This window comes from Oryzisolibacter propanilivorax, from assembly GCF_900103645.1.
GTDB classification, from domain to species: Bacteria; Pseudomonadota; Gammaproteobacteria; order Burkholderiales; family Burkholderiaceae_C; genus Melaminivora; species Melaminivora propanilivorax.
In genome coordinates this window covers 60,665-82,626 of the sequence record NZ_FNHP01000005.1, presented here as the reverse complement: position 1 = coordinate 82,626, position 21,962 = coordinate 60,665, and the positions used below count along the sequence as shown (strand labels likewise).

The 21,962-nt window shown below is 68.3% G+C and carries 20 protein-coding genes and 1 tRNA gene; 17 read left to right on the top strand and 4 right to left on the bottom strand.

Features of this window, described 5'->3' with window-relative positions:
- Positions 1–34 precede the first annotated feature (34 nt).
- Positions 35–1,282 carry an FAD-dependent oxidoreductase gene (locus BLQ61_RS09620; protein WP_091569286.1) on the bottom strand — a complete coding sequence of 416 codons (1,248 nt, stop codon included), beginning with the start codon at positions 1,280–1,282 and terminating at the stop codon, positions 35–37.
- A gap of 301 nt (positions 1,283–1,583) precedes the next feature.
- Here BLQ61_RS09620 and rpsB point away from each other — a divergent pair, with 301 nt between their 5' ends.
- From rpsB to BLQ61_RS09535, 17 genes are all read left to right on the top strand, one after another.
- Entirely contained in the window at positions 1,584–2,342 is a 759-nt protein-coding gene (gene rpsB, locus BLQ61_RS09615) for a 30S ribosomal protein S2 (protein ID WP_091569284.1), read from the top strand.
- A 153-nt stretch (positions 2,343–2,495) separates the two neighbouring features.
- The gene (gene tsf / locus BLQ61_RS09610; protein ID WP_091569281.1) at positions 2,496–3,419 is read left to right on the top strand and encodes a translation elongation factor Ts; all 924 of its coding nucleotides are present in this window, start codon (positions 2,496–2,498) and stop codon (positions 3,417–3,419) included.
- Between the two features lie 60 nt (positions 3,420–3,479).
- Positions 3,480–4,205 (top strand): UMP kinase, encoded by a 726-nt coding sequence (gene pyrH, locus BLQ61_RS09605; RefSeq protein WP_091569279.1) that lies wholly within the window; start codon positions 3,480–3,482, stop codon positions 4,203–4,205.
- Positions 4,206–4,275: 70 nt separating this feature from the next.
- The gene (gene frr / locus BLQ61_RS09600) at positions 4,276–4,836 is read left to right on the top strand and encodes a ribosome recycling factor (protein WP_091569277.1); all 561 of its coding nucleotides are present in this window, start codon (positions 4,276–4,278) and stop codon (positions 4,834–4,836) included.
- A 29-nt stretch (positions 4,837–4,865) separates the two neighbouring features.
- A complete protein-coding gene (gene uppS, locus BLQ61_RS09595; RefSeq protein WP_091569274.1) occupies positions 4,866–5,612 on the top strand; it encodes a polyprenyl diphosphate synthase in 747 nt (248 codons plus the stop codon).
- 66 nt (positions 5,613–5,678) lie between these two features.
- Positions 5,679–6,530 (top strand): phosphatidate cytidylyltransferase, encoded by an 852-nt coding sequence (locus BLQ61_RS09590; protein ID WP_091569272.1) that lies wholly within the window; start codon positions 5,679–5,681, stop codon positions 6,528–6,530.
- Positions 6,531–6,538: 8 nt separating this feature from the next.
- A complete protein-coding gene (ispC, locus tag BLQ61_RS09585) occupies positions 6,539–7,714 on the top strand; it encodes a 1-deoxy-D-xylulose-5-phosphate reductoisomerase (protein WP_091569270.1) in 1,176 nt (391 codons plus the stop codon).
- Positions 7,715–7,812: 98 nt separating this feature from the next.
- Positions 7,813–9,177 (top strand): RIP metalloprotease RseP, encoded by a 1,365-nt coding sequence (gene rseP / locus BLQ61_RS09580; RefSeq protein WP_091569267.1) that lies wholly within the window; start codon positions 7,813–7,815, stop codon positions 9,175–9,177.
- Between the two features lie 54 nt (positions 9,178–9,231).
- Positions 9,232–11,529, top strand: a complete 2,298-nt coding sequence (gene bamA / locus BLQ61_RS09575; RefSeq protein WP_091569264.1) for an outer membrane protein assembly factor BamA — start codon at positions 9,232–9,234, stop codon at positions 11,527–11,529.
- A complete protein-coding gene (locus tag BLQ61_RS09570) occupies positions 11,529–12,050 on the top strand; it encodes an OmpH/Skp family outer membrane protein (RefSeq protein WP_091569262.1) in 522 nt (173 codons plus the stop codon). The genes bamA and BLQ61_RS09570 overlap by 1 nt, the downstream gene beginning before the upstream one ends.
- Positions 12,051–12,083: 33 nt before the next feature.
- The gene (gene lpxD, locus BLQ61_RS09565; protein ID WP_091569259.1) at positions 12,084–13,067 is read left to right on the top strand and encodes a UDP-3-O-(3-hydroxymyristoyl)glucosamine N-acyltransferase; all 984 of its coding nucleotides are present in this window, start codon (positions 12,084–12,086) and stop codon (positions 13,065–13,067) included.
- 18 nt (positions 13,068–13,085) lie between these two features.
- Positions 13,086–13,523, top strand: coding sequence for a 3-hydroxyacyl-ACP dehydratase FabZ (fabZ, locus tag BLQ61_RS09560; protein ID WP_091569257.1), 438 nt, complete (start codon positions 13,086–13,088; stop codon positions 13,521–13,523).
- Between the two features lie 41 nt (positions 13,524–13,564).
- A complete protein-coding gene (gene lpxA / locus BLQ61_RS09555; RefSeq protein WP_091569254.1) occupies positions 13,565–14,365 on the top strand; it encodes an acyl-ACP--UDP-N-acetylglucosamine O-acyltransferase in 801 nt (266 codons plus the stop codon).
- Positions 14,366–14,384: 19 nt separating this feature from the next.
- Positions 14,385–15,554 carry a lipid-A-disaccharide synthase gene (gene lpxB / locus BLQ61_RS09550; RefSeq protein ID WP_091569253.1) on the top strand — a complete coding sequence of 390 codons (1,170 nt, stop codon included), beginning with the start codon at positions 14,385–14,387 and terminating at the stop codon, positions 15,552–15,554.
- Positions 15,526–16,164, top strand: coding sequence for a ribonuclease HII (gene rnhB / locus BLQ61_RS09545; protein ID WP_091569250.1), 639 nt, complete (start codon positions 15,526–15,528; stop codon positions 16,162–16,164). The genes lpxB and rnhB overlap by 29 nt, the downstream gene beginning before the upstream one ends.
- Positions 16,164–16,952, top strand: a complete 789-nt coding sequence (locus tag BLQ61_RS09540) for a TrmH family RNA methyltransferase (RefSeq protein ID WP_091569247.1) — start codon at positions 16,164–16,166, stop codon at positions 16,950–16,952. The genes rnhB and BLQ61_RS09540 overlap by 1 nt, the downstream gene beginning before the upstream one ends.
- A gap of 186 nt (positions 16,953–17,138) precedes the next feature.
- The gene (locus BLQ61_RS09535; RefSeq protein WP_091569245.1) at positions 17,139–17,819 is read left to right on the top strand and encodes a hypothetical protein; all 681 of its coding nucleotides are present in this window, start codon (positions 17,139–17,141) and stop codon (positions 17,817–17,819) included.
- Between the two features lie 134 nt (positions 17,820–17,953).
- Here BLQ61_RS09535 and BLQ61_RS09530 read toward each other — a convergent pair.
- The 3 genes from BLQ61_RS09530 to pepN all read right to left on the bottom strand — a co-directional run bounded on the left by BLQ61_RS09530 (position 17,954) and on the right by pepN (position 21,910).
- A tRNA-Thr gene (locus BLQ61_RS09530) sits at positions 17,954–18,029 on the bottom strand.
- Positions 18,030–18,075: 46 nt separating this feature from the next.
- The gene (locus BLQ61_RS09525) at positions 18,076–19,083 is read right to left on the bottom strand and encodes a class 1 fructose-bisphosphatase (protein ID WP_091569242.1); all 1,008 of its coding nucleotides are present in this window, start codon (positions 19,081–19,083) and stop codon (positions 18,076–18,078) included.
- A gap of 109 nt (positions 19,084–19,192) precedes the next feature.
- Positions 19,193–21,910, bottom strand: coding sequence for an aminopeptidase N (gene pepN, locus BLQ61_RS09520; RefSeq protein ID WP_091569842.1), 2,718 nt, complete (start codon positions 21,908–21,910; stop codon positions 19,193–19,195).
- Between the last annotated feature and the right edge of the window lie 52 nt (positions 21,911–21,962).

Below are 21,962 nucleotides of genomic sequence, written 5' to 3'. Positions count from 1 at the left end.
CATTGTGCGGCGCCAGGGCGCCCGCCCCGGAGTGTCAGAAGCGTGCCGGCGCGAAGGGCGACAGGTCCAGCGCCGGTGCCCGGCCGCCGATCAGGTCGGCGATGGCGCTGGCGCTGCCGCAGGCCTGCGCCCAGCCGCTGGCGCCGTGGCCGATGTTGAGCCACAGGCCGGGCATCGGGCCGGCGCCCAGCACCGGCGCGCCGTCCGGCAGGGTGGGGCGGGCGCCGCGCCAGACCTGCACCTGCGGCGAAGAGGCCAGCGCGCCGCCGGGGAACCAGCCTGACAGCGCCAGGTACAGCGTGCGCAGCGTGGCCTCGTCATGGGCGCCGCGCGCGTGGCCCAGCTCGGCGCCGCCGGAGACGCGCACCCGCTGGCCCTGGCGCGTGATGGTGATGCGGTGCTGCGGGTCGATCACGCTGCCCTGCGGCGCGTGCATCTCGTCGCGCACCGGTACGGTGATCGAGTAGCCGTGCACCGGCGCCAGCGGCAGGCGCAGGCCCAGCGGTCGCAGCAGCCCGGCGCTGGCCAGGCCCGAGCACAGCACCACCGCGTCGGCGCGCACCGGCTCCTGGCGCCCGGCGACCTGCACGCCGGCGCCATCGCGCGCCAGCGCCTGCACCCGGGTATGGAAGTGAAAGCGTGCTCCCAGTTCCTGCGCCGCTTGGCGCAGCAGCTGCGCGAACAGGCGGCAGTTGGCGCTGGCGCCATCGGGCGCGTGCAGGGCGCCGGCCAGGGGCACGTCGGACGCCAGGCCGGGCTCGATCAGCCGCGCCGTGGCGGCATCCACCTCCTGCAGCGCCACGCCTGCGCCCTCCAGCACCGCGCGCACCGGCTGCAGCAGTTGCAGCTCCGCCGGGTTGCGCAGCAGCACCAGCGTGCCGCGGCTGGCTTCGATGTCGGCGTCCAGCGCCTGTGTGATGTCGCGGGTGCGCTCCAGGCTGGCCTGGCCCAGCGCGGCCAGGGCCTGCAGCCGCGCCGCGGCCTGTGCAGTGCGTGCCGCACGCCGCCAGCGCCAGCGCCAGCCACGGCCCGCCAGCCCCGCGCCCGGCACCAGTCGCATCGCGGCCGGGCGGCCGCCGGCGCGGCGTGCCCAGGCGCCCTCGGCCGTGGGCGTCGCCCACGGAATCAGCAGCGCCGGCGCCAGCAGCCCGGCGCTGGCGAAACTGGCCTGCTCGGCGGCGGATGCCGCCTGCTCCAGCACGGAGACTTCGTGGCCGTCGCGGGCCAGCTCATAAGCGGTGGCGGTGCCGACGATGCCGGCGCCGACGATCAGGATGCGCATGCGAACTGAGAGGAAAAACCCGCGGCAACCCATATGGAACATGGGCTTGCAGCTATGAATTCATGAGTGCGGACGGGCCGCTCTGGGAGATTTCTGGAAAGTCGGCCGGGCTGGATGCCGCCCTGTCCATGGTAGAATCCCGCGGTTTTGCCGATCACGGCCCTTGCGAGTGCAGGGGATGTGCGCGGCAGAACAAATCGCAAACCAGCCCTCTCGAGGTGTTGCGTCCCGCGTGCCCTGTGGCGCGCAGCGGGCCGCGATGTCGGGCTGGATTTTAGACCCAACCTTCGGAGCAATTTTCATGTCCGTGACCATGCGCGAAATGCTGGAAGCCGGTGTCCACTTTGGCCACCAGACCCGCTTCTGGAACCCCAAGATGGCCCCCTTCATCTTCGGCCATCGCAACAAGATCCACATCATCAACCTGGAAAAGTCGCTGCCGATGTTCCAGGAGGCGCAGAAGTTCGCCAAGCAGCTGGCCGCCAACCGCGGCACCATCCTGATGGTCGGCACCAAGCGCCAGGCCCGCGAGCTGCTGGCCGAGCAGGCGCAGCGCGCCGGCATGCCCTACGTCGACCAGCGCTGGCTGGGCGGCATGCTGACCAACTTCAAGACCGTCAAGACCTCCATCAAGCGCCTGAAGGACATGAAGGCCCAGCAGGAAGCCGGCCTGGAGTCGATGAGCAAGAAGGAACAGCTGATGTTCGCGCGCGAGCTGGAAAAGCTCGAGAAGGACATCGGCGGCATCCAGGACATGAATGCGCTGCCCGACGCCATCTTCGTGATCGACGTGGGCTTCCACAAGATCGCCGTGGCCGAGGCCAAGAAGCTGGGCATTCCGCTGATCGGCGTGGTGGACTCCAACCACTCGCCCGAGGGCATCGACTACGTCATCCCCGGCAACGACGACTCGGCCAAGGCCGTGGCGCTGTATGCCCGTGGCATGGCCGACGCCATCATCGATGGCCGTGAGAACGCCGTGAACGACGTGGCACGTGCCGCTGCCGCTGAAGGCACCTCCGACGACGAGTTCGTCGAAGTGGAAAACACCGCCGCCTGATTTCCCAGCACGGCCCGAATGCCCGGCCCGCCCGTCTGGCGGCTGCCCGGGCCTGCAAAAAAGCGGGTCGTTGCATGCGCCCGCTTTTTCATTTGTGCGGCGCATCGCTGGCGCCCCGACAACGAACAACTGCAATCAACGGAGAAATTTGCAATGGCTGCTATTACCGCAAGCATGGTGGGTGAGCTGCGCGCCAAGACCGACGCGCCGATGATGGAGTGCAAGAAGGCCCTGACCGAGGCCGGCGGCGACATGGCCAAGGCCGAAGAGCTGCTGCGCGTCAAGCTGGGCACCAAGGCAGGCAAGGCCGCCTCGCGCGTGACCGCCGAGGGCGTGATCGCCGCCAGCATCGAAGGCAACACCGGCGCGCTGATCGAAGTCAACAGCGAGACCGACTTCGTGTCGAAGAACGACAGCTTCATCGCCATAGCCAACGCCGCTGCCAAGCTGGTGGCCGAGCACAACCCGGCCGACATCGAAGCCCTGGGCCAGCTGGCCTATGAGCAGGACGGCTTCGGCCCCACCCTGGAAGACGTGCGCAAGGGCCTGATCGGCAAGATCGGCGAGAACATGTCGTTCCGCCGCTTCCAGCGCTTCGACGGCAAGCCGCTGGCCTCCTACCTGCACGGCACGCGCATCGGCGTGGTGGTGCAGTACGAGGGTGACGCCACCGCCGCCAAGGACGTGGCCATGCACGTCGCCGCCATGAAGCCCGTGGCGGTGACCAGCGCCGACGTGCCCGCCGACCTGATCGAGAAGGAGCGCGCCGTGGCCGCCGGCAAGGCCGACGAGGCCAACAAGGAGCTGGAAGCTGCCGGCAAGCCCGCGCAAAGCCCCGAGATCACCGCCAAGCGCATCGACGGCGCGGTGCAGAAGTACCTCAAGGAAGTCTCGCTGTCCGATCAGGTGTTCGTGAAGGCCGCCGACGGCAAGCAGACCGTGGGTCAGATGCTCAAGGACAAGGGCACCCAGGTGCTGGGCTTCACGCTGTATGTGGTGGGCGAGGGCATCGAGAAGAAGACCGACGACTTCGCCGCCGAAGTCGCTGCCCAGGTCGCCGCCGCCAAGGCCGGCTGACCCCGACACCGCTGCCTGTTGCCTGCCCCTGTTCCTTCACCGCCTTACGGAGACCCTGCCATGACCGCCACCGCCACCCCAGCCCACAAGCGCATCCTGCTCAAGCTGTCCGGCGAGGCGCTCATGGGCGATGACGCTTTCGGCATCAACCGCGCGACCATCGAGCGCATGGTGGCCGAGGTGGTCGAGGTCACCGGCATGGGAGTGGAGGTGGCGGTGGTCATCGGCGGCGGCAACATCTTCCGCGGCGTGGCCGGCGGCTCGGTCGGCATGGACCGGGCGACGGCCGACTACATGGGCATGCTGGCCACCGTGATGAACGCGCTGGCGCTGGCCGACGCCATGAACCGCCAGGGCGTCACGGCCCGCGTCATGTCGGCCATCGACATCCAGCAGGTGGTCGAGCCCTATGTCCGCCCGAAGGCCCTGCAGTACCTGGAAGAGGGCAAGGTGGTGATCTTCGCCGCCGGTACCGGCAACCCGTTCTTCACCACCGACACCGCTGCGGCGCTGCGCGGCGCCGAGATCGGCGCCGAGCTGGTGCTGAAGGCGACCAAGGTCGATGGCGTCTACACCGCCGACCCGTACAAGGACCCGGCTGCCACGCGCTACGCCCGCCTCACGTTCGACGAGGCCATGGTGCGCAACCTGGGCATCATGGACGCCACCGCCTTCGCGCTGTGCCGCGACCAGAAGCTGCCGATCCGCGTCTTCTCCATCAACAAGCCAGGCGCGCTCAAGCGCGTGGTGATGGGCGAGGACGAGGGTACGCTGGTGTACGCTTGACGGCTTTGCCGCGCCGTGCCGGCGTGGCACCATCCGGCCCGCGCTCCGCGCCCGAGTTGAAGGAAATTCCATGACCATCGCCGACATCAAGAAAAACACCGAAGGCAAGATGGAGCAGTCCATCGCTGCCCTGAAGAACCATCTGTCCCGCATCCGCACCGGCCGCGCCAACCCGCAGCTGCTGGACACCATCCACGTCGAGTACTACGGCTCCATGGTGCCGTTGTCGCAGGTCGCCAACGTGGCGCTGCTGGACGCGCGCACCATCAGCGTGCAGCCGTGGGAAAAGAACATGTCCGCCAAGATCGAGAAGGCCATCCGCGAGAGCGACCTGGGCCTGAACCCGGCGTCGCTGGGTGACCTGATCCGCGTGCCCATGCCGCCCATGAGCGAGGAGCGCCGCAAGGAAATGACCAAGCTGGCGCGCACCGAGGGCGAGGCCGCCAAGGTCGCCATCCGCAACCTGCGCCGCGACGCCAACGACGGCGTGAAGAAGCTGGTCAAGGACAAGCTGGCGTCGGAGGACGAGCAAAAGCGCTCCGAAGCCGACGTGCAAAAGACCACTGACCGGCACATCGCCGAGATCGACTCCCTGGTCGCCGCCAAGGAGCAGGAGATCATGGCCATCTGATGCCGGCGCGCAGTTCCCCGGTCCCCGCCATGCAGCCCACCACGGCAGACATTCCACACCATATCGCCATCGTCATGGATGGCAACGGCCGCTGGGCGCGCCAGCGCTTCCTGCCGCGCCTGGCGGGACATGCGCAGGGCGTGGAATCGCTGCGCCGCTGCGTGCGTGCCTGCGCGGCGCGCGGGGTGGGGGTGCTGACGGTGTTCGCATTTTCCTCGGAAAACTGGAACCGGCCGGCCGACGAGGTCTCCGGCCTGATGGGCCTGCTGGCCAAGGCGCTGGCGCGTGAAGTGCCCGAGCTCAGCCGCGACGGCGTCTGCGTGCGTTTCGTCGGCGAAAAGGCCGGCCTGTCCGACAGCGTGCGGCGCGGACTGGAACAGGCCGAGCAGCTGACCGCGGGCAACACGCGCCTGGTGCTGAATGTCTGCTTCAACTACGGCGGGCGCTGGGACATCGCCCAGGCTGCCGCCGCCCTGGCGGCGCGTGGCGAACCCATCACCGAGGCCAGCCTGCACGCCGCCATGGGACTGGCGCATGTGCCCGATCCCGATCTGGTGATCCGCACCGGCGGCGAAATGCGCATCAGCAACTTCCTGCTGTGGCAGGCGGCCTACAGCGAATTTTTCTTCAGTCCGCGATTCTGGCCGGACTTTGACGAGGCCGCGCTGGACGAGGCGATTGCCAGCTATGGCGCCCGTGAGCGGCGCTTCGGCCGCACCTCCGAACAGGTGCGCAGCCCTGCGCCTAAGGTCCAGCCGGTCGCACTGCGCGCCTGACGCGCTGCACTGCGGCTCAGGCTTTCTTTTTCCAATCCCCTCACCGCCAGCGAAAGGGGCGTTCAGGTGCTCAAGCAACGTGTTATCACCGCCTTGGTCCTGCTGGCCATTCTGCTGCCGGCACTGCTGTACCCGGCGCCGCAGCCGTTCGCCGCACTCGCGCTGGTCATGATGGCGGCGGCCGCCTGGGAATGGGGGCGGCTGAACAGCCTGGGCGGCGGCGCCAGCTTAGGCGTGGGCGCTGTCTGCGTGCTGCTGTGCGGCGCCAGCTGGGCCGCGGGCTGGCTGGAGCGGCCCCTGACCGGGCTGTGGATCGCCGGCGGCGCGGCCTGGGTACTGGGCGGCGCGCTGCTGTTGCGCGCCGGCGTGGCCGGCTGGCCCGGCGTGCCGCGCGCACTGCGCCTGGCCGGCGGCGTGGCGGCGCTGTGGCTGGCATGGCTGGCGGTGGCGCAGGCACGCGCCATCGGCGTCAACTTTCTGCTGTCGGTACTGGCGCTGGTCTGGGCGGCCGACACCTTCGCGTATTTTTCCGGCCGCGCCTTCGGCCTGCGTTTCACCAAGCGCAAGCTGGCTCCGTCCATCAGCCCGGGCAAGAGCTGGGAGGGCGTGTGGGGCGGCATGGCGGGCGTGCTGTTGCTGGCCTTGGTCTGGGTCTGGACCGACGGCACGCGCGGTGCCGAGGTGCCGAGTTTCTACAGCGTGCTGGCGCGCGCTGGCTGGTGGCTGCTGCTGGTCGGCGTGGTGTTCATGGCCGCCATGAGCGTGGTGGGGGACCTGGTCGAATCCCTGGTCAAGCGCAGCGCCGGCGCCAAGGATTCCAGCCAGCTGCTGCCCGGACACGGCGGTGTGCTGGACCGCATCGACGCTTTGCTACCCACCTTGCCGCTGGCGCTGATGTTGACACGCCTGGCTTCCTAGACTGCTGCATGACACAACACATCACGGTGCTCGGCTCCACGGGCTCCATCGGCACCAACACCCTGGACGTCATCGCGCGCCACCCGGACCGCTACCAGGTCTTCGCCCTGAGCGCAGCCACGCAGGTGGCCCTGATGCTGGCGCAATGCGCCCGCTTCGCGCCGCGCTACGCCGTCATGGCCAGCGCCGCGCACGCCCGCGAACTGGAGCAGAAAATCAAGGACAATGGCCTGCAAGTCCAGGTTTTGCATGGGCCTGATGCTCTTGAAACCATAGCGTCGCACGAGCAGGTGGACGCCGTCATGGGCGCCATCGTCGGCGCTGCCGGCCTCGCGCCCTGCCTGGCCGCCGCACGCGCCGGCAAGCGCCTGCTGCTGGCCAACAAGGAGGCGCTGGTCGTCGGCGGCGCAGTCTTCATGCGAGCGGTGCGTGAGGGTGGTGCCACGCTGCTGCCCATCGACAGCGAGCACTCGGCCATCTTCCAGAGCCTGCCTGAAGACCCGGCCACCTGGCCGCGCCGGGTGCAGCACGTGCTGTTGACGGCCTCGGGCGGGCCGTTCCGCACGCGCGATCCGGCCACGCTGTGCGACGTGACGCCGAGCCAAGCCTGTGCGCACCCCAACTTCTCCATGGGTCGCAAGATCTCCATCGACTCGGCGACGATGATGAACAAGGCGCTGGAGGTGATCGAGGCGCGCTGGCTGTTCGACCTGGCGCCCGAGCAGATCAAGGTGGTCATCCACCCGCAGCAGATCATCCATTCCATGGTGCAGTTCGTGGATGCGTCCATCATCGCCCAGCTGGGCACCCCCGACATGCGCGTGCCGATCGCCTGCGGTCTGGCCTGGCCCGAACGCGTGCCAAGCGGTGCCGCGCCGCTGGACTTCACGCAGTTGGCGGCGCTGACCTTCGAGGAGGCGGACGCGCGGCGCTTCCCCGGCCTGCACCTGTCGTGGCAGGCACTGGCCGCCGCGCCCGGCACCACGGCGGTGCTGAACGCCGCCAACGAAGTCGCCGTGGCGGCTTTCCTGGACGGGCGTATCCGCTTCGATCAGATCCACGCCGTGAATCTGGCAACTTTGGAGGGGGTGCTGCCCTCCAACCCGGATTGCGTCGATGCCTTGCTGGCGCTGGACGCGCAGACGCGCGCCGCCGCCGAGCAGGCAGTGCGCCGCTTCCAATAAGTGAGCTGCCAGCCCTTTACCTATAAGGGCTGAAAGCCTTTTTGATACAAAAACGGGCTGCCATGCAGGTGGCTCGGATCAGGTGAAGGAGCAGGCACATGCTGCTGACCGTCGTTGCCTTCGTCGTCGCGCTGGGCCTGTTGATCGCCGTGCATGAATACGGCCACTACCGCGTGGCCGTGGCGTGCGGGGTGAAGGTGCTGCGCTTTTCCATCGGCTTCGGCAAGCCGCTGCTGCGCTGGAAGCGCCCCGGCTCGGACACCGAGTTCACCATCAGCGCACTGCCGCTGGGCGGGTACGTGCGCATGCTGGACGAGCGCGAGGCGCCGGTGGCCGAGGGCGAGCGGCACCTGGCCTTCAACACCCAGCCGCTGCGCGCACGCGCGGCCATCGTCGCCGCCGGACCGCTGGCCAATCTGCTGCTGGCGGTGCTGCTGTACGCGCTGGTCAACTGGAGCGGCGTGCAGGAGCCGCGTGCCGTGCTGGCCAGCCCGGTCGCCGGCTCCATCGCCCAGCAGGCAGGCCTGCGCGGCGGGGAGTTGGTGCTGGCGCAGGGCGGTGAAGGCGAGGAGGTGACGCCGGTACGTTCGTTCGAAGACCTGCGCTGGGCGCTGACGCGCGCTGCGCTGGATGGCGAGAACCTGCAGCTGACGGTGCAGCGCCGCCCGGGCGCGGCCGAGCAGCAAGTGGTGCTGCCTTTGTCCGGCATGGACGTGAGCGAGGCTGACGCGTCGCTGTTCCGCCGCATCGGTATCGCCGGGCCGTGGACCCGTCCGGTGATCGGGGGCGTGGCGCCCGGAGGTGCAGCCGAGCGCGCAGGCCTGCAGTCCGGGGACCTGGTGCTGCGCGTGGGCACTGTGGACATTGTCGACGGGGTGCAGCTGCGCGAGACCATCCGCGCCCAGGTGCGCGATGGCCAGTCACTGGCGAGCTCCTGGCGCATCGAGCGCGGAGGCCGGACGCTGGAGCTGACCGTGACACCCGACGTGGTGCAGGAGGGCGAGGCAAGCGTCGGCCGCGTCGGCGCCTACGTCGGCGCAGCGCCGGAGATGCTGCAGGTGCGCTACGGACCGATAGAGGGCCTGGTGCTGGGCGCACAGCGCACATGGGAAGTCTCGGTGCTGACGCTGCGCATGATGGGCCGCATGGTGATCGGCGAGGCGTCGCTGAAGAACCTGAGCGGGCCGCTGACCATTGCCGACTATGCCGGCCGCTCGGCCAGCATGGGCCTGTCGCAATATCTGGCATTTCTGGCGCTGATCAGCGTCAGCCTGGGGGTGCTGAACCTGCTGCCGCTGCCGGTCCTCGATGGCGGGCACCTGATGTATTATCTTTGGGAGGGGGTCACCGGGCGGGGCGTGTCCGAAGCCTGGATGGAGCGCCTGCAACGCGGCGGCGTCGCGCTGCTGCTCATGATGATGACCATCGCCCTGTTCAACGACATCACCCGGCTTTTTGGCTGACCTTTCATTGCCGCACCTGCGCTGCAGCCAGCCGGTGCCAGCTTCACTCCACACATGAGAAAAACCATCAATCGCCTGGGCGTTCGCACTGCCGCGGCTGCCGCCGCACTGGCTTTGGCCGCCAATGCCGCCTGGGCGCTCACGCCCTTCAAGGTGCAGGACATTCGCGTGGAGGGCCTGCAGCGCGTCGAGCCCGGCACCATCTTCGCGTCGCTGCCGCTGCGCGTGGGTGATGAGTACGATGACGACAAGGGCGCCGCGGCCATCCGCGCGCTGTTCGCGCTGGGCCTCTTTAAGGACGTGCGCCTGGAGGCAGCCGGCAATGTGTTGGTGGTGGTGGTCGAGGAGCGCCCGACGATTGCCGACGTGGAGTTCGCGGGCACCAAGGAATTCGACAAGGACACGCTCAAAAAAGCCATGCGTGATGTCGGCCTGACCGAAGGTCGGCCCTTCGACAAGGCGCTGGCCGACCGCGCCGAGCAGGAGCTCAAGCGCCAGTACATCAACCGCAGCCTGTATGGCGCCGAGGTGGTGACGACGGTGACGCCGATCGAGCGCAACCGCGTGAACCTCACCTTCACCGTGACCGAAGGCGAACCGGCCAAGATCAAGGACATCCGCATCGTCGGCAACCAGGCCTTCAGCGAATCGACCCTCAAGGGCCTGTTCGACCAGGACACGGGCGGCTGGCTCAGCTGGTACACCAAGAGCAACCGCTATTCGCGTGCCAAGCTCAACGCCGACCTGGAGACGCTGCGCTCGTACTACCTGGCACGCGGCTACCTGGAGTTCCGCATCGACTCCACGCAGGTCGCCATCTCGCCCGACAAGCAGGATATCTCCATCACCGTCAACGTGACCGAAGGACCCAGCTATGTGGTCTCGGGCGTCAAGCTGGAGGGCAACTACCTGGACCGCGACGACGAGTTCAAGTCGCTGATCACCATCCGCCCGGGCGAGCCCTACAACGCCGACCAGGTGGCCGCGACCACCAAGGCCTTCAGCGACCACTTCGGCAACTTCGGCTTCGCCTTTGCGCGCGTCGAGGCGGTGCCGGAGATCGACCGCGAGCACAACCGCGTGGCCCTGGTGCTGCGCGCCGAGCCATCGCGCCGCGCCTATGTGCGCCGCATCAATGTCTCGGGCAACAACCGCACGCGCGACGAAGTCATCCGCCGCGAGTTCCGCCAGTTCGAGTCCTCCTGGTACGACGGCGACAAGATCAAGCTGTCGCGCGACCGCGTGGACCGCCTGGGTTACTTCACCGAGGTGAACGTCGAGACCCAGGAAGTGCCGGGCGCGCCCGACCAGGTGGACCTGGTGGTGAACGTGCAGGAAAAGCCCACCGGCTCGCTGCAGCTGGGCGCGGGTTTCTCCAGCGCCGAGAAGATCTCGCTGTCTTTCGCCATCAAGCAGGAAAACGTCTTCGGCTCGGGTAACTACCTGGGTATCGACGTGAATACCAGCAAGTACCGCCGCACGCTGGTGTTCTCCACCACCGACCCGTACTTCACCCAGGACGGCGTGTCGCGCACACTGGATTTGTACTACCGCACCGCCAAGCCCTATGAGGACCAGGGCGGCAACTACGAGCTCGTCACCGCCGGCGCCAGCGTGCGTTTCGGCGTGCCGTTCAGCGAGACCGACACGGTGTTCTTCGGCGGCGGCGCCGAGCAGACCAAGATCAAGGCCGGCACGAACATTCCGGCTGCCTACCTGTCGTACGCCGAGAAGTTCGGTGCTACCAGCGTCGCCGTGCCGTTGACCATCGGCTGGTCGCGCGACGACCGCGACAGCGCCCTGGCGCCCAATTCGGGTCGCTACCAGCGCTTGAATTCGGAATGGTCGGTGGCGGGCGACGCGCGCTATGTGCGCGCCAACTACCAGTACCAGCAGTACGTGCCTTTGAGCAAGCAGTTCACCCTGGCCTTCAACGGTGAGCTGGGCCTGGGCAAGGGTATGAACGGTCGGCCGTTCCCGGTGTTCAAGAACTTCTACTCGGGCGGCCTGGGCTCGGTGCGCGGCTTCGACCAGGGCACCCTGGGCCCGCGCGACGTGACCGGCGCATCGCTGGGCGGCCCGAAGAAGATCACGCTGAACGCCGAGCTGGTGGCGCCGTTCCCCGGCGCCGGCAACGACCGCACGCTGCGCTGGTTCACCTTCGTCGACGCCGGCAATGTCTATGGCGAGAACGAGAGCTGGGAGCTGAGCGACCTTCGCGTGTCCGCCGGCCTGGGCCTGAGCTGGATCTCGCCGCTGGGCCCGCTGCGCATTGCCTACGCCCAGCCAGTGCGCAAGTTCGCCGGCGATAGAATCCAGAAACTGCAATTCCAGATCGGAACGTCCTTCTAATGAAATCGTTTGCCCGTCACTTTCCCTTGGCCGTCCTGCTGGGCTCCATGGCGTTCACCGTTCCCGCGCAGGCGCAGGAGTTCAAGGCCGGCTTCGTGAACACCGACCGTATCTTCCGCGAGGCCAATTCCGCCAAGGCGGCACAGACCAAGCTGGAGCAGGAATTCTCGCGCCGCGAAAAAGAGCTGGTGGACCAGGGCAACGCCTTGAAATCCGCCACCGAGAAGTTCGAGCGCGAGGCGCCGACCATGGCCGAGAGCCAGCGCGTGACGCGCCAGCGCCAGCTGGTCGACCAAGACCGGGACTTCCAGCGCAAGCGCCGCGAGTTTCAGGAAGACCTGACCGCACGCAAGAACGAGGAGCTGAGCCAAGTGCTCGAGCGTGCCAACCGCGTGGTCAAGCAGGTCGCCGAGGCCGAGAAGTACGACGTCATCCTGCAGGAAGCCGTCTACATCAACCCCAAGCACGACATCACGGAAAAGGTCATCAAGGCCATGAACTCGGCCGGCAATGGCAAATAAGCTCGCCAGTGTGGCCGCTAGGACGGCCAGCGCGTGAGCGCCGTGCGGCTCGGCCAGATCGTCGAGGCGCTGGGCGGTGAACTGCAAGGTGGCAGCCCCGGAACGGAGATCCGGCGGCTGGCGCCGCTGGAGACAGCAGGCGGCGATGCGCTGTCGTTCCTGAGCAACCCGCGCTACCAGTCACAGCTGGCCGCCTCGCAGGCGGCCTGTGTCATTGTGGGTCCGGCCTTGCGCGACGCGGCGTTGGCACGCGGCGCGTGCATCGTGGCGCCCGACCCCTACGTGTACTTTGCGCGCGTGACGCAGTTGTGGAAGCGGCTGCAGGGCCTGGGCGCGACGGTTGGCATCCATCCAAGCGCCGTGGTGCACGAAGAAGCCCAGGTACACCCCACGGCCAGCATCGGCCCGCTGTGCGTGGTCGAGCGCGGCGCGGTGATTGGCGCGCACACACGGCTCGCCTCGCGCGTGACGGTGGGCGAGCGCTGCCGGCTGGGCGAGCGCTGCATCGTGCACCCCGGTGTGGTGATCGGCGCCGACGGCTTCGGCTTCGCGCACGAGGGCGGGCAGTGGGTCAAGATCGAGCAGTTGGGCGCGGTGCGCATCGGCCACGATGTGGAGATCGGCGCCAACACCTGCATCGACCGCGGCGCGTTGGAAGACACGGTGATCGAAGACGGCGTGAAGCTGGACAACCTGATCCAGATCGCCCATAACGTACATATCGGCCGCCATACCGCCATGGCTGGCTGCTCGGCCGTGGCCGGCAGCACGAAGATCGGCGCGCACTGCACCATTGCCGGGGCCGCGTCCATCGTCGGGCACCTGGAGTTGGCGGACAATGTGCACATCTCCACCAACACGGTGGTCACGCACTCGATTTCGCGTCCCGGCCAGTACACCGGCGTCTTCCCCATGGATGACAATGCCCGCTGGGAAAAGAACGCCGCCACGCTGCGCCAGCTGCACCGGCTGCGCGAGCGCATCAAGGCCCTGGAACAGACTCACAAGGGCGGCTAGGCCGCTCGCACCACCACAATGGACATCCACCAGATTCTCAAGCTCCTGCCGCACCGCTATCCGTTCCTGCTGGTGGACCGTGTCGTGGAGCTCGAGCGCGGCAAGCGCATTCAGGCGATCAAGAACGTCACCATCAACGAGCCGTTCTTCACCGGCCACTTCCCAGCGCGCCCGGTCATGCCCGGCGTGCTGATGCTGGAAGCCCTGGCCCAGGCCGCTGGCCTTCTGTCGTTCGACATGATGGGCGAGGCACCTGGCGACGACAAGGTGTTCTACTTCGTCGGCATCGATGGCGCGCGCTTCAAGCGCCCGGTGGAGCCGGGCGACCAGCTCACCCTGGAGGTGGAGCTGGACCGCATCAAGGGCGGCATCTACAAGTTCAAGGGCTGCGCGCGCGTGGGCGACAGCATGGCCTGCGAGGCCGAGATCATGTGCACCATGCGCACCGTGGCCTGACCCAGCCCGTCCTTTTCTTTTCCGCACAGGCAACGCGCCGCGTGAGCAGCAGCAACCGCATCCACCCCACCGCCGTCATCGACCCCGCCGCGCAGCTGCACGGCTCGGTCAGCGTCGGTCCGTACGCCGTCATCGGCCCCGGCGTGCGCATTGGCGCCGGCACCAGCGTTGGCGCACACTGCGTGATCGAGGGCGAGACGCATATCGGCGAGGACAACCGCATCTTTCAGTTCGCCTCGCTGGGCGCGGCGCCACAGGACAAGAAGTACGCCGGCGAGCCGACGCGGCTGGTGATCGGCCATCGCAACACCATCCGCGAGTTCTGCACCTTCAACACCGGCACGGTGCAGGACCGGGGCGAGACCACCGTCGGCGACGACAACTGGATCATGGCCTACGTGCACATCGCGCACGACTGCGTGGTGGGCCACCAGACGATCCTGGCCAACAACGCCACGCTGGCCGGCCATGTGCACGTGGGCGACCACGCCATCATCGGCGGGCTGACTGGCATTCACCAGTTCTGCCGCGTCGGCGCGCACGCCATGGCGGGCTTCGCCAGCCACGTCTCGCAGGACGTGCCCCCGTTCATGATGGTCGATGGCAATCCGCTGGCGGTGCGCGGCCTGAATACCGAAGGCCTGCGCCGGCGTGGCTTCGACGCCGAGCGCGTGGGCGCGCTGAAGAAAGCCTACCGTGCGCTGTACCGCCAGGGCCTGACGCTGGACGGGGCGCTGGACGCGCTGACACGACAGGCCGACGAAGCGGGTGGCCAAGCCGGCAGCGACGTGCACCAGTTGCGCGATTTCGTCGCCGCCTCGCGGCGCGGTATCGTCCGCTGACCCTGTCCCGCGCCGCGCCATGCAGCAGCAGACCCCTCCACCGCGCATCGCTCTGGTGGCCGGAGAGACGTCCGGCGACCTGCTGGCCGGCTTGCTGCTGGACGGCCTGCGCGCGCAGTGGCCGCAGGTGGCCAGCATGGGCATCGGCGGCGCGCGCATGCAGGAGCGCGGTTTCGACGCTTGGTGGCCGTCCGAACGTTTGGCGGTGCACGGCTACAGCCTGGAGCTGGTGCAAAAACTGCTGGGCATCCTGCGCATCCGCAAGGCGTTGCGCGCGCGGCTGCTGGGCGCGGACCGGCCCGACGTGTTCATCGGCGTCGACGCGCCGGATTTCAACCTGGGCCTGGAGACCGACCTGCGCGCCGCCGGCATCAAGACCGTGCATTTCGTCTGTCCGTCGATCTGGGCCTGGCGGCCCGAGCGCGTGGACAAGATTCGCGCCGCGTGCGACCACGTGCTGTGCCTGTTCCCGTTCGAGCCCGAGCTGCTCGCGCGCCACGGCATTGCCGCCACCTTCGTCGGCCATCCGCTGGCCAACGTCATCCCACTGCAGCCCGACCGGGCCGCCGCCCGCCAGGCGCTGGGCCTGCCCGCCGACGGCGAGGTGCTGGCCGTCCTGCCCGGCAGCCGCTCCGCCGAGGTGGCCTACATCGCGCGGCCCTTCTTTCAGGCCGTGGCCCTCATCCGGCAAGCGCGTCCAGCTATCAGAGTGATAGTGCCAGCGGTGCCGGCGCTGCGCGTGCGCCTGCAGCAACTGGTGCGCGAGTGCGGCGTGGAGCGGGCCGTCACCATCCTCGACGGCCAGTCGCATCTGGCCCTGGCCGCCTGCGACGCGACGCTGATCGCCAGCGGCACCGCCACGCTGGAGGCCGCGCTGTTCAAGCGCCCGATGGTCATCGGCTATCACATGCACCCCTGGAGCTGGCGCCTGATGCGCCGCAAACAGCTGCAACCGTGGGTCGGCTTGCCCAACATCCTGTGCCGCGATTTCGTCGTGCCGGAGCTGCTGCAGGACGACGCCACGCCGCAGGCGCTGGCCGCCGCCGTGGGCAGCTGGCTCGAGGCATGCCAACACGACCCCCAGCGCATCGCCGCGCTGGAGCAGCGCTTCACTGCGCTGCACCACGACCTGCGCCGCGACACGCCGCGCCTAGCCGCCGATGCCGTCCGCCAACTGCTGGCCGCCTGAGCGCCAAGCCTCGCTCGACTGGTACCCGCCCGGCCTGCTGGCCGGCGTGGACGAGGCCGGCCGCGGCCCGCTGGCCGGCCCGGTGGTGGCGGCGGCCGTGATCCTCGACGACGCGCACCCCATTGCGGGCCTGGCCGACAGCAAGGCGCTGACCGCCGCGCGCCGCGAGCGGCTGTACGACGAGATCCGCGCGCACGCGCTTTGCGTCAGCATCGCCCAGGCCAGCGTCGAGGAAATCGACCGGCTGAATATCCTGCAGGCGACGCTGCTGGCCATGCGCCGCGCCGTGCTCGGCCTGCGCTTGAAACCCGTGCGCGTGCAAGTCGACGGCAACCGCCTGCCGCAGCTGGACGTGCCGGCCGAGGCCATCGTGCGCGGCGACGCGCGCGTGGCGGCGATCTCCGCCGCGTCCATCCTGGCCAAGGTGACGCGCGACCGCTGGTGCCAGGAGCTGCACGCGCAATATCCGCAATACGGTTTTGCCGGGCACAAGGGCTATGGCACGGCCGAGCACCTGGCGGCGCTGGCGCAGCACGGCGCCTGCCCGCAGCACCGGCGCTCGTTCGCGCCGGTGGCGCGCACCCTGTCCCAGACCCCGCTGTTCGCCTGATGCCTGCTCCATCCATTCCTGCCCCGACCTTCATCGAGTCCGCCAGCAATGCGCTGGTCAAGGAGCTGCGCCGTCTGGCGCACGACAGCACGGGTTACCGTAAGGCCGGCCGCGTCTGGGTCGAGGGCGAGCACCTGTGCAGCGCTGCGCTGGCGCGCGGACAGCGGCCGGCGCTGGCGGTGTTTTCGGAGTCTTTCTGGCCTCAAGCCCCAGCGGAATATAGGCAGGCAGCTACCAAAAACGTAGTGCTGGCGGATGCGCTGTGGGCTGCCATCACCGCGCTGGAGTCCCCGGCGCACCTGGGTTTCGTGCTGGAACTGGCGCACGGGCAGAGCCTCGTGCCCGACGCGCCAACCGTGGTGCTGGACCGGCTGCAGGACGCCGGCAACGTCGGCTCCATCGTGCGCAGCGCCGCCGCTTTCGGCTTCACCCAGATCGCGGCCGTGCGCGGCACGGCGGCGCTGTGGTCACCCAAGGTGCTGCGCGCCGGCATGGGCGCGCACTTCGCGCTGCGCGTGGTCGAAGGGCTGGACGCAGCAGCTCTCATCGAAAGCCTGCGCCTGCCGCTGCTGGTGACCAGCTCGCACCAAGGCGACTGGCTGCACCGCGCCACGCTGCCTTGGCCCTGCGCCTGGGTTCTGGGGCACGAAGGGCAAGGCGTGTCGCCGGCGCTGGAGCAGGCGGCCAGCCAGCGCATCCGCATCATGCAGCCGGGAGGCGAGGAGTCGCTGAACGTGGCGGCGGCGGCGGCGATCTGCCTGCACGCCAGCGCAGCGGCCGCAGCCTGAACCTCCTGAGGCTCTTGGGGCGCGCTTGGCGCAAGGCATTGCGTCCTTCCGGACAGTCCCTGCACCCGCACCACATGGCCGCATGCCGTGCTGCCGGGGCGCTGGAAAAAAAGTTCCAGGCGTGCATTGCTGCCGGCACGGCGTTGCGCTAGCCTGCGCATCTTCTTCCACGCCTAGGATCTCGCCATGACCCGTCGCCGCGTTGCCAGCGCTACCCTTGCAGCCGTCGCCCTGATCGGCGGTTGCAGTGCCCCCGGATCCCCTGGCCCCGGCGGCACCCCCATGGGCTTTTTCATCACCAGCGCCAATCCGGGCAAGGGCGGTGACCTCGGCGGCTTGGCCGGGGCCGACCGCGTCTGCCAGGCGCTGGCCACGGGCGTCGGCGCCGGCAACCGCACCTGGCATGCCTACCTGAGCAATGCCGCCTTGAACGGACAGCCAGCGGTGCATGCGCGCGACCGCATCGGCACCGGACCTTGGGCCAACGCCAAAGGCGTTGTGATTGCCACCAGCGTGCAGGACCTGCACAGCGCCAATGCCAAGCTCGGCAAGGACACCTCGCTGACCGAGAAGGGCGAGGAAGTCTCCGGCTTCGGCGACCCGGTCAATCGCCATGACATCCTCACCGGTTCGCGTCCGGACGGTACCGTGGCGATACCCGATCCGGGCAAGGAAACCACTTGTGGCAACTGGACCAGGAGCGAAGGCGGCTCTGCCATCGTGGGACACCATGACCGCAAGGGCACCAACCCCGATCCGGTCGCCAACGCGTCGTGGAACTCATCGCATGGCACGCGCGGCTGCAGCGTCGAGCAGCTCAAGATGAGCGGCAGCGCCGGCCTCCTGTACTGTTTTGCCGTGAACTGACGGCGCGGGCCAGGGCCAGGGCCAGGGCCAGGGCCGTGGCCACGGTGCCGTGGCGTGGCCTGTCCCGCGAACCGTGCAGGGGTGAAAAACAAAAAACCCCGCTACCTTGGGGATAGCGGGGTTTTTTATGGTCCTGGTGCCGGAGACATGAATCGAACACGCGACCTTCTCATTACGAATGAGCTGCTCTACCAACTGAGCTACACCGGCGAAGACCGCGATTATATACCGCGCTGCAGGCCCTGCAACGAGTTGCTCAAGGCTCCTGGTGGTAGCGGGTGACGCGCTCGACCTCGTTCTTCGAGCCCAGGATGACGCTCACGCGCTGATGCAGCTGCGTCGGCTGCACGTCCAGGATGCGTTCCTTGCCATTCGTCGCCGCGCCGCCGGCCTGCTCGACCAGCCAGCCCATGGGGTTGGCCTCGTACATCAGGCGCAGCTTGCCGGGCTTGTTCGGCTCGCGCTGGTCCCAGGGGTACATGAAGATGCCGCCGCGCATCAGGATGCGGTGCACGTCGGCGACCATGCTGGCGATCCAGCGCATGTTGAAGTTCTTGCCGCGCGGGCCGGTCTCGCCCGCCAGGCACTCGTCGATGTAGCGGCGCACCGGGGCGTCCCAGTGGCGCATGTTGCTCATGTTGATGGCGAATTCCTTGGTGTCCTCGGGAATGCGGATGTTCTCGCGCGTCAGCACGAACGAGCCCTGCTCGCGGTCCAGCGTGAACATAGCGACGCCGTCGCCGACGGTGAGCACCAGCGTGGTCTGCGGGCCGTAGATGCAGTAGCCGGCTGCCACCTGCTGGTGCCCCGGCTGCAGGAAGTCGCTCTCGTGCACGCCAGGGTGGCCCTCGGGCTTTTTCAGCACGCTGAAGATGGTGCCGATGCTGACGTTCACGTCGATGTTGGACGAACCGTCCAGGGGGTCGAACAGCAGCAGGTACTCGCCCTGCGGGTAGCGGTTGGGCACCAGGTAGATGCCCTCCATCTCTTCGCTGGCCATGGCGGCCAGGTGGCCACCCCACTCGTTGGCCTCGATCAGCGTCTCGTTGGCGATGATGTCCAGTTTTTTCTGCACCTCGCCCTGCACGTTCTCGCTGCCGGCCGTGCCCATCACGTCGCCCAAGTCGCCCTTGTTCACCGCCAGGGCGATACGCTTGCAGGCGCGGCCGACGACCTCCAGCAGCAGGCGCAGCTGCGGCGGGATGCGGCCGTGGTCGCGCTGCTGCTCGACCAGATAGCGGGTGAAGCTGATGCGTTCGGTCATGAAAAACCCCCTTTCTTGAAAATCTCGGGTGCACAGCCCGCGCGCGGGTTTCACCCGACGGGCAGGGCCATGCGGGGCGCACCGGCGCCCCTGGCCGTCAGGCAGCCGGTCAGTCGGCCAGCGCGCGCGTGATCACCTCGCGCACGTCGCTCGACAGCCCATCGCCCTTGGCCGCCACGCGCTGCAGTGCGGCGTGCGCGGTGGCGCGGTAGGGCTCGGCCAGCTTGCGCCAGCGGTCCAGTGAGCGCGCCAGGCGTGCGGCGACCTGCGGGTTGAGGGCATCCAGCACCAGCACCTGTTCGGCCCAGAAATCGTAGCCGGCGCCATCGGCGCGGTGAAAGCCGCCCGGATTGCCGTTGCAGTAGCTGAATATGACGCTGCGCGCCCGGTTCGGGTTCTTCAGCGAAAAATCCGGGTGCTGCATCAGCTGGCGCACCGCCGGCAGCACGTCGCCGCCGTGGTCGGGGCGGCTGGCCTGCAGGGCGAACCATTTGTCGATGACGAGCGCGTCGCCCTGGAACAGGGCGTGGAAGCGCTCTAGTGCCGGCTGCGCCAGCGCATGGTGGCTTGCGACCAGCGCCGAGAGCGCATTGAAGCGGTCGGTCATGTTGCCCGCGTCCTTGAAGCGCTGGTAGGCCTTGCCGGGCCAGATCACATCGCCGCTGGCCTGCGCCGCCAGGCACAGCATGGACAGCGCCGTGCCGGCCAGGGCGCGGCGGCCCGCGCTGACCGGGTCGGGCCGATAAGCGCCGCTGTCCTGGTGCGCCTCGAACGCCCACTCCCAGTCGCTGCGCAGCCGGGTGGCCAGTTCCAGGCGCAGCGCCTCGCGCACGGCGTGCACACGCTGCGGATCGACTTCGGGCAACTGCTCGGCGATGTAGGTCTCGGACGGCAGTGTCAGCACCAGGTCCTTGAACGCGGCATCCAGCTGCGGATGGCGCAGCACGCCCTGCAGGGCCTGCAGCACCGCCGGCGGCAGCATTTCTTGCTCAAAACTGCCGCCAGCCCTTGATTCATATGGGCCTTTAGCTATGTTTTCGATAGCGATGCGCAGCAGCAGCCGCTGGCCTGCCTCCCAGCGGTTGAACGGGTCGCTGTCGTGCGCCAGCAGCAGCAACAGGTCTTCATCGGTGTAGTCGCAGTCCAGGATGACCGGCGCGCTGAAGCCGCGCAGCAGCGACGGCACGGGCGGCTGGGCCACGCCGGTGAAGACGAGGGTGTGGCTGGCTTCGTGCAGCACCACGGTGCGCTCGGTGCCCGTGGCATGCGCCTCGCCCTGCAACTGCAGCGGCAGGGCGCTGCCGTCCGGCGCCACCAGTCCCAGCGCCACCGGAATGACGAAGGGCAGCTTGTCCGGCTGGCCGGGCGTGGGCGCGCAGCTTTGCGACAACGTCAGGGTGTAGGTCTGCGCGGCGGCGTCGTGATGGCCTTCGGCGCGCACGCGCGGCGTGCCGGCCTGCGAGTACCAGCGCTTGAACTGGTCCAGGCGCTGGCTGAGTTCGCTGTCCGGGTTGGCGTCGGCCATCGCCTGGGCGAAGTCGTCGCAGGTCACCGCCTGACCGTCGTGCCGCTCGAAGTACCGCTGCATGCCGCGCGCGAAGCCCTCGCGCCCGACCAGATTGTGCTGCATGCGCACCACCTCGGCACCTTTTTCGTAGATGGTGACGGTGTAGAAGTTGTTGATCTCGACGTAGCTGTCCGGGCGCACGGGGTGCGCCATGGGGCCGGCGTCCTCGGGGAACTGCACGGTGCGCAGCACGCGCACGTCTTCGATGCGCTTGACGGCGCGCGCCGACGGGCTGCCGGCCATGTCCATCGAGAATTCCTGATCGCGAAAGACCGTCAGGCCTTCCTTCAGCGACAGCTGGAACCAGTCGCGGCAGGTGACGCGGTTGCCCGTCCAGTTGTGGAAGTATTCGTGGCCGACGACGGATTCGATGTTGGCAAAGTCCACGTCGGTGGCCGTCGCCTGGCTGGCCAGCACGTACTTGGTGTTGAAGACGTTCAGGCCCTTGTTCTCCATCGCGCCCATGTTGAAGTCGCTGGTGGCGACGATCATGAAGCGCTCCAGGTCCAGCGGCAGGTTGAAGCGCGCCTCGTCCCAGGCGATGGACGCCATGAGCGAGTTCATCGCGTGCTCGGTCTTGCCTAGATCGCCGGCGCGCACGTAGATCTCGAGCAGGTGCTCGTTGCCCGAGCGGCTGGTGATCTTCTGCTGGCGCGCGACCAGCTTGCCCGCCACCAGCGCGAACAGGTAGCTGGGCTTCTTGTGCGGGTCCGCCCAGCGGGCGAAGTGGCGGCCGTCCTGCAGGTCGCCGTGCTCGACCAGGTTGCCGTTGGACAGCAGCACCGGGTACGCCGCCTTGTCCGCGCGCAGCAGCACGCTGTAGGTGGCCATGACATCCGGGCGGTCCAGGAAATAGGTGATGCGCCGGAAACCCTCGGCCTCGCACTGCGTGAAGAAGGTGCCCTCGCTCACGTACAGGCCCGACAGCTGGGTGTTCTTGGCCGGCTGGCAGGTGGTGAAGATTTCCAGGTCGAACGGCTCGGCGCCTTCGGGCAGGTTCTCCAGCACCAGGACGCTGCCCTCCAGCTTGAACGAGGTACCGGCGCCATTGACCAGCACACGCGCCAGGTTCAGCTCCTCGCCGTGCAGGCGCAGCGGCTGCGCGGGCACATCGGGGTTGCGGCGCAGGCGCATCTTGTTCAGCACGCGGGTCTTGGCCGGGTCCAGGTCGAACGTCAGATCGACGGTGTCGATCCAGTACGCGGGCGCGGTGTAGTCCAGGCGCTGGATGGCCGTGGCGGCGGCCTGTCCTTCTCTCATCATCATGGCAATAGCTTTCAACCATGCCGCGCCAGGCCCAGTGGGCGCTGGC

What these genes read in the sequence shown, in the direction of transcription:
- rnhB (WP_091569250.1), top strand. Translation starts at nt 15,526, where the DNA reads ATGCCGTCCGCCAACTGCTGGCCGCCTGAGCGCCAAGCCTCGCTCGAC.
- frr (WP_091569277.1), top strand. Translation starts at nt 4,276, where the DNA reads ATGACCATCGCCGACATCAAGAAAAACACCGAAGGCAAGATGGAGCAG.
- BLQ61_RS09620 (WP_091569286.1), bottom strand. Translation starts at nt 1,282, where the DNA reads ATGCGCATCCTGATCGTCGGCGCCGGCATCGTCGGCACCGCCACCGCT.
- tsf (WP_091569281.1), top strand. Translation starts at nt 2,496, where the DNA reads ATGGCTGCTATTACCGCAAGCATGGTGGGTGAGCTGCGCGCCAAGACC.
- uppS (WP_091569274.1), top strand. Translation starts at nt 4,866, where the DNA reads ATGCAGCCCACCACGGCAGACATTCCACACCATATCGCCATCGTCATG.
- bamA (WP_091569264.1), top strand. Translation starts at nt 9,232, where the DNA reads ATGAGAAAAACCATCAATCGCCTGGGCGTTCGCACTGCCGCGGCTGCC.
- rseP (WP_091569267.1), top strand. Translation starts at nt 7,813, where the DNA reads ATGCTGCTGACCGTCGTTGCCTTCGTCGTCGCGCTGGGCCTGTTGATC.
- pepN (WP_091569842.1), bottom strand. Translation starts at nt 21,910, where the DNA reads ATGAGAGAAGGACAGGCCGCCGCCACGGCCATCCAGCGCCTGGACTAC.
- fabZ (WP_091569257.1), top strand. Translation starts at nt 13,086, where the DNA reads ATGGACATCCACCAGATTCTCAAGCTCCTGCCGCACCGCTATCCGTTC.
- rpsB (WP_091569284.1), top strand. Translation starts at nt 1,584, where the DNA reads ATGTCCGTGACCATGCGCGAAATGCTGGAAGCCGGTGTCCACTTTGGC.
- BLQ61_RS09535 (WP_091569245.1), top strand. Translation starts at nt 17,139, where the DNA reads ATGACCCGTCGCCGCGTTGCCAGCGCTACCCTTGCAGCCGTCGCCCTG.
- lpxB (WP_091569253.1), top strand. Translation starts at nt 14,385, where the DNA reads ATGCAGCAGCAGACCCCTCCACCGCGCATCGCTCTGGTGGCCGGAGAG.
- BLQ61_RS09570 (WP_091569262.1), top strand. Translation starts at nt 11,529, where the DNA reads ATGAAATCGTTTGCCCGTCACTTTCCCTTGGCCGTCCTGCTGGGCTCC.
- ispC (WP_091569270.1), top strand. Translation starts at nt 6,539, where the DNA reads ATGACACAACACATCACGGTGCTCGGCTCCACGGGCTCCATCGGCACC.
- pyrH (WP_091569279.1), top strand. Translation starts at nt 3,480, where the DNA reads ATGACCGCCACCGCCACCCCAGCCCACAAGCGCATCCTGCTCAAGCTG.
- BLQ61_RS09525 (WP_091569242.1), bottom strand. Translation starts at nt 19,083, where the DNA reads ATGACCGAACGCATCAGCTTCACCCGCTATCTGGTCGAGCAGCAGCGC.
- BLQ61_RS09540 (WP_091569247.1), top strand. Translation starts at nt 16,164, where the DNA reads ATGCCTGCTCCATCCATTCCTGCCCCGACCTTCATCGAGTCCGCCAGC.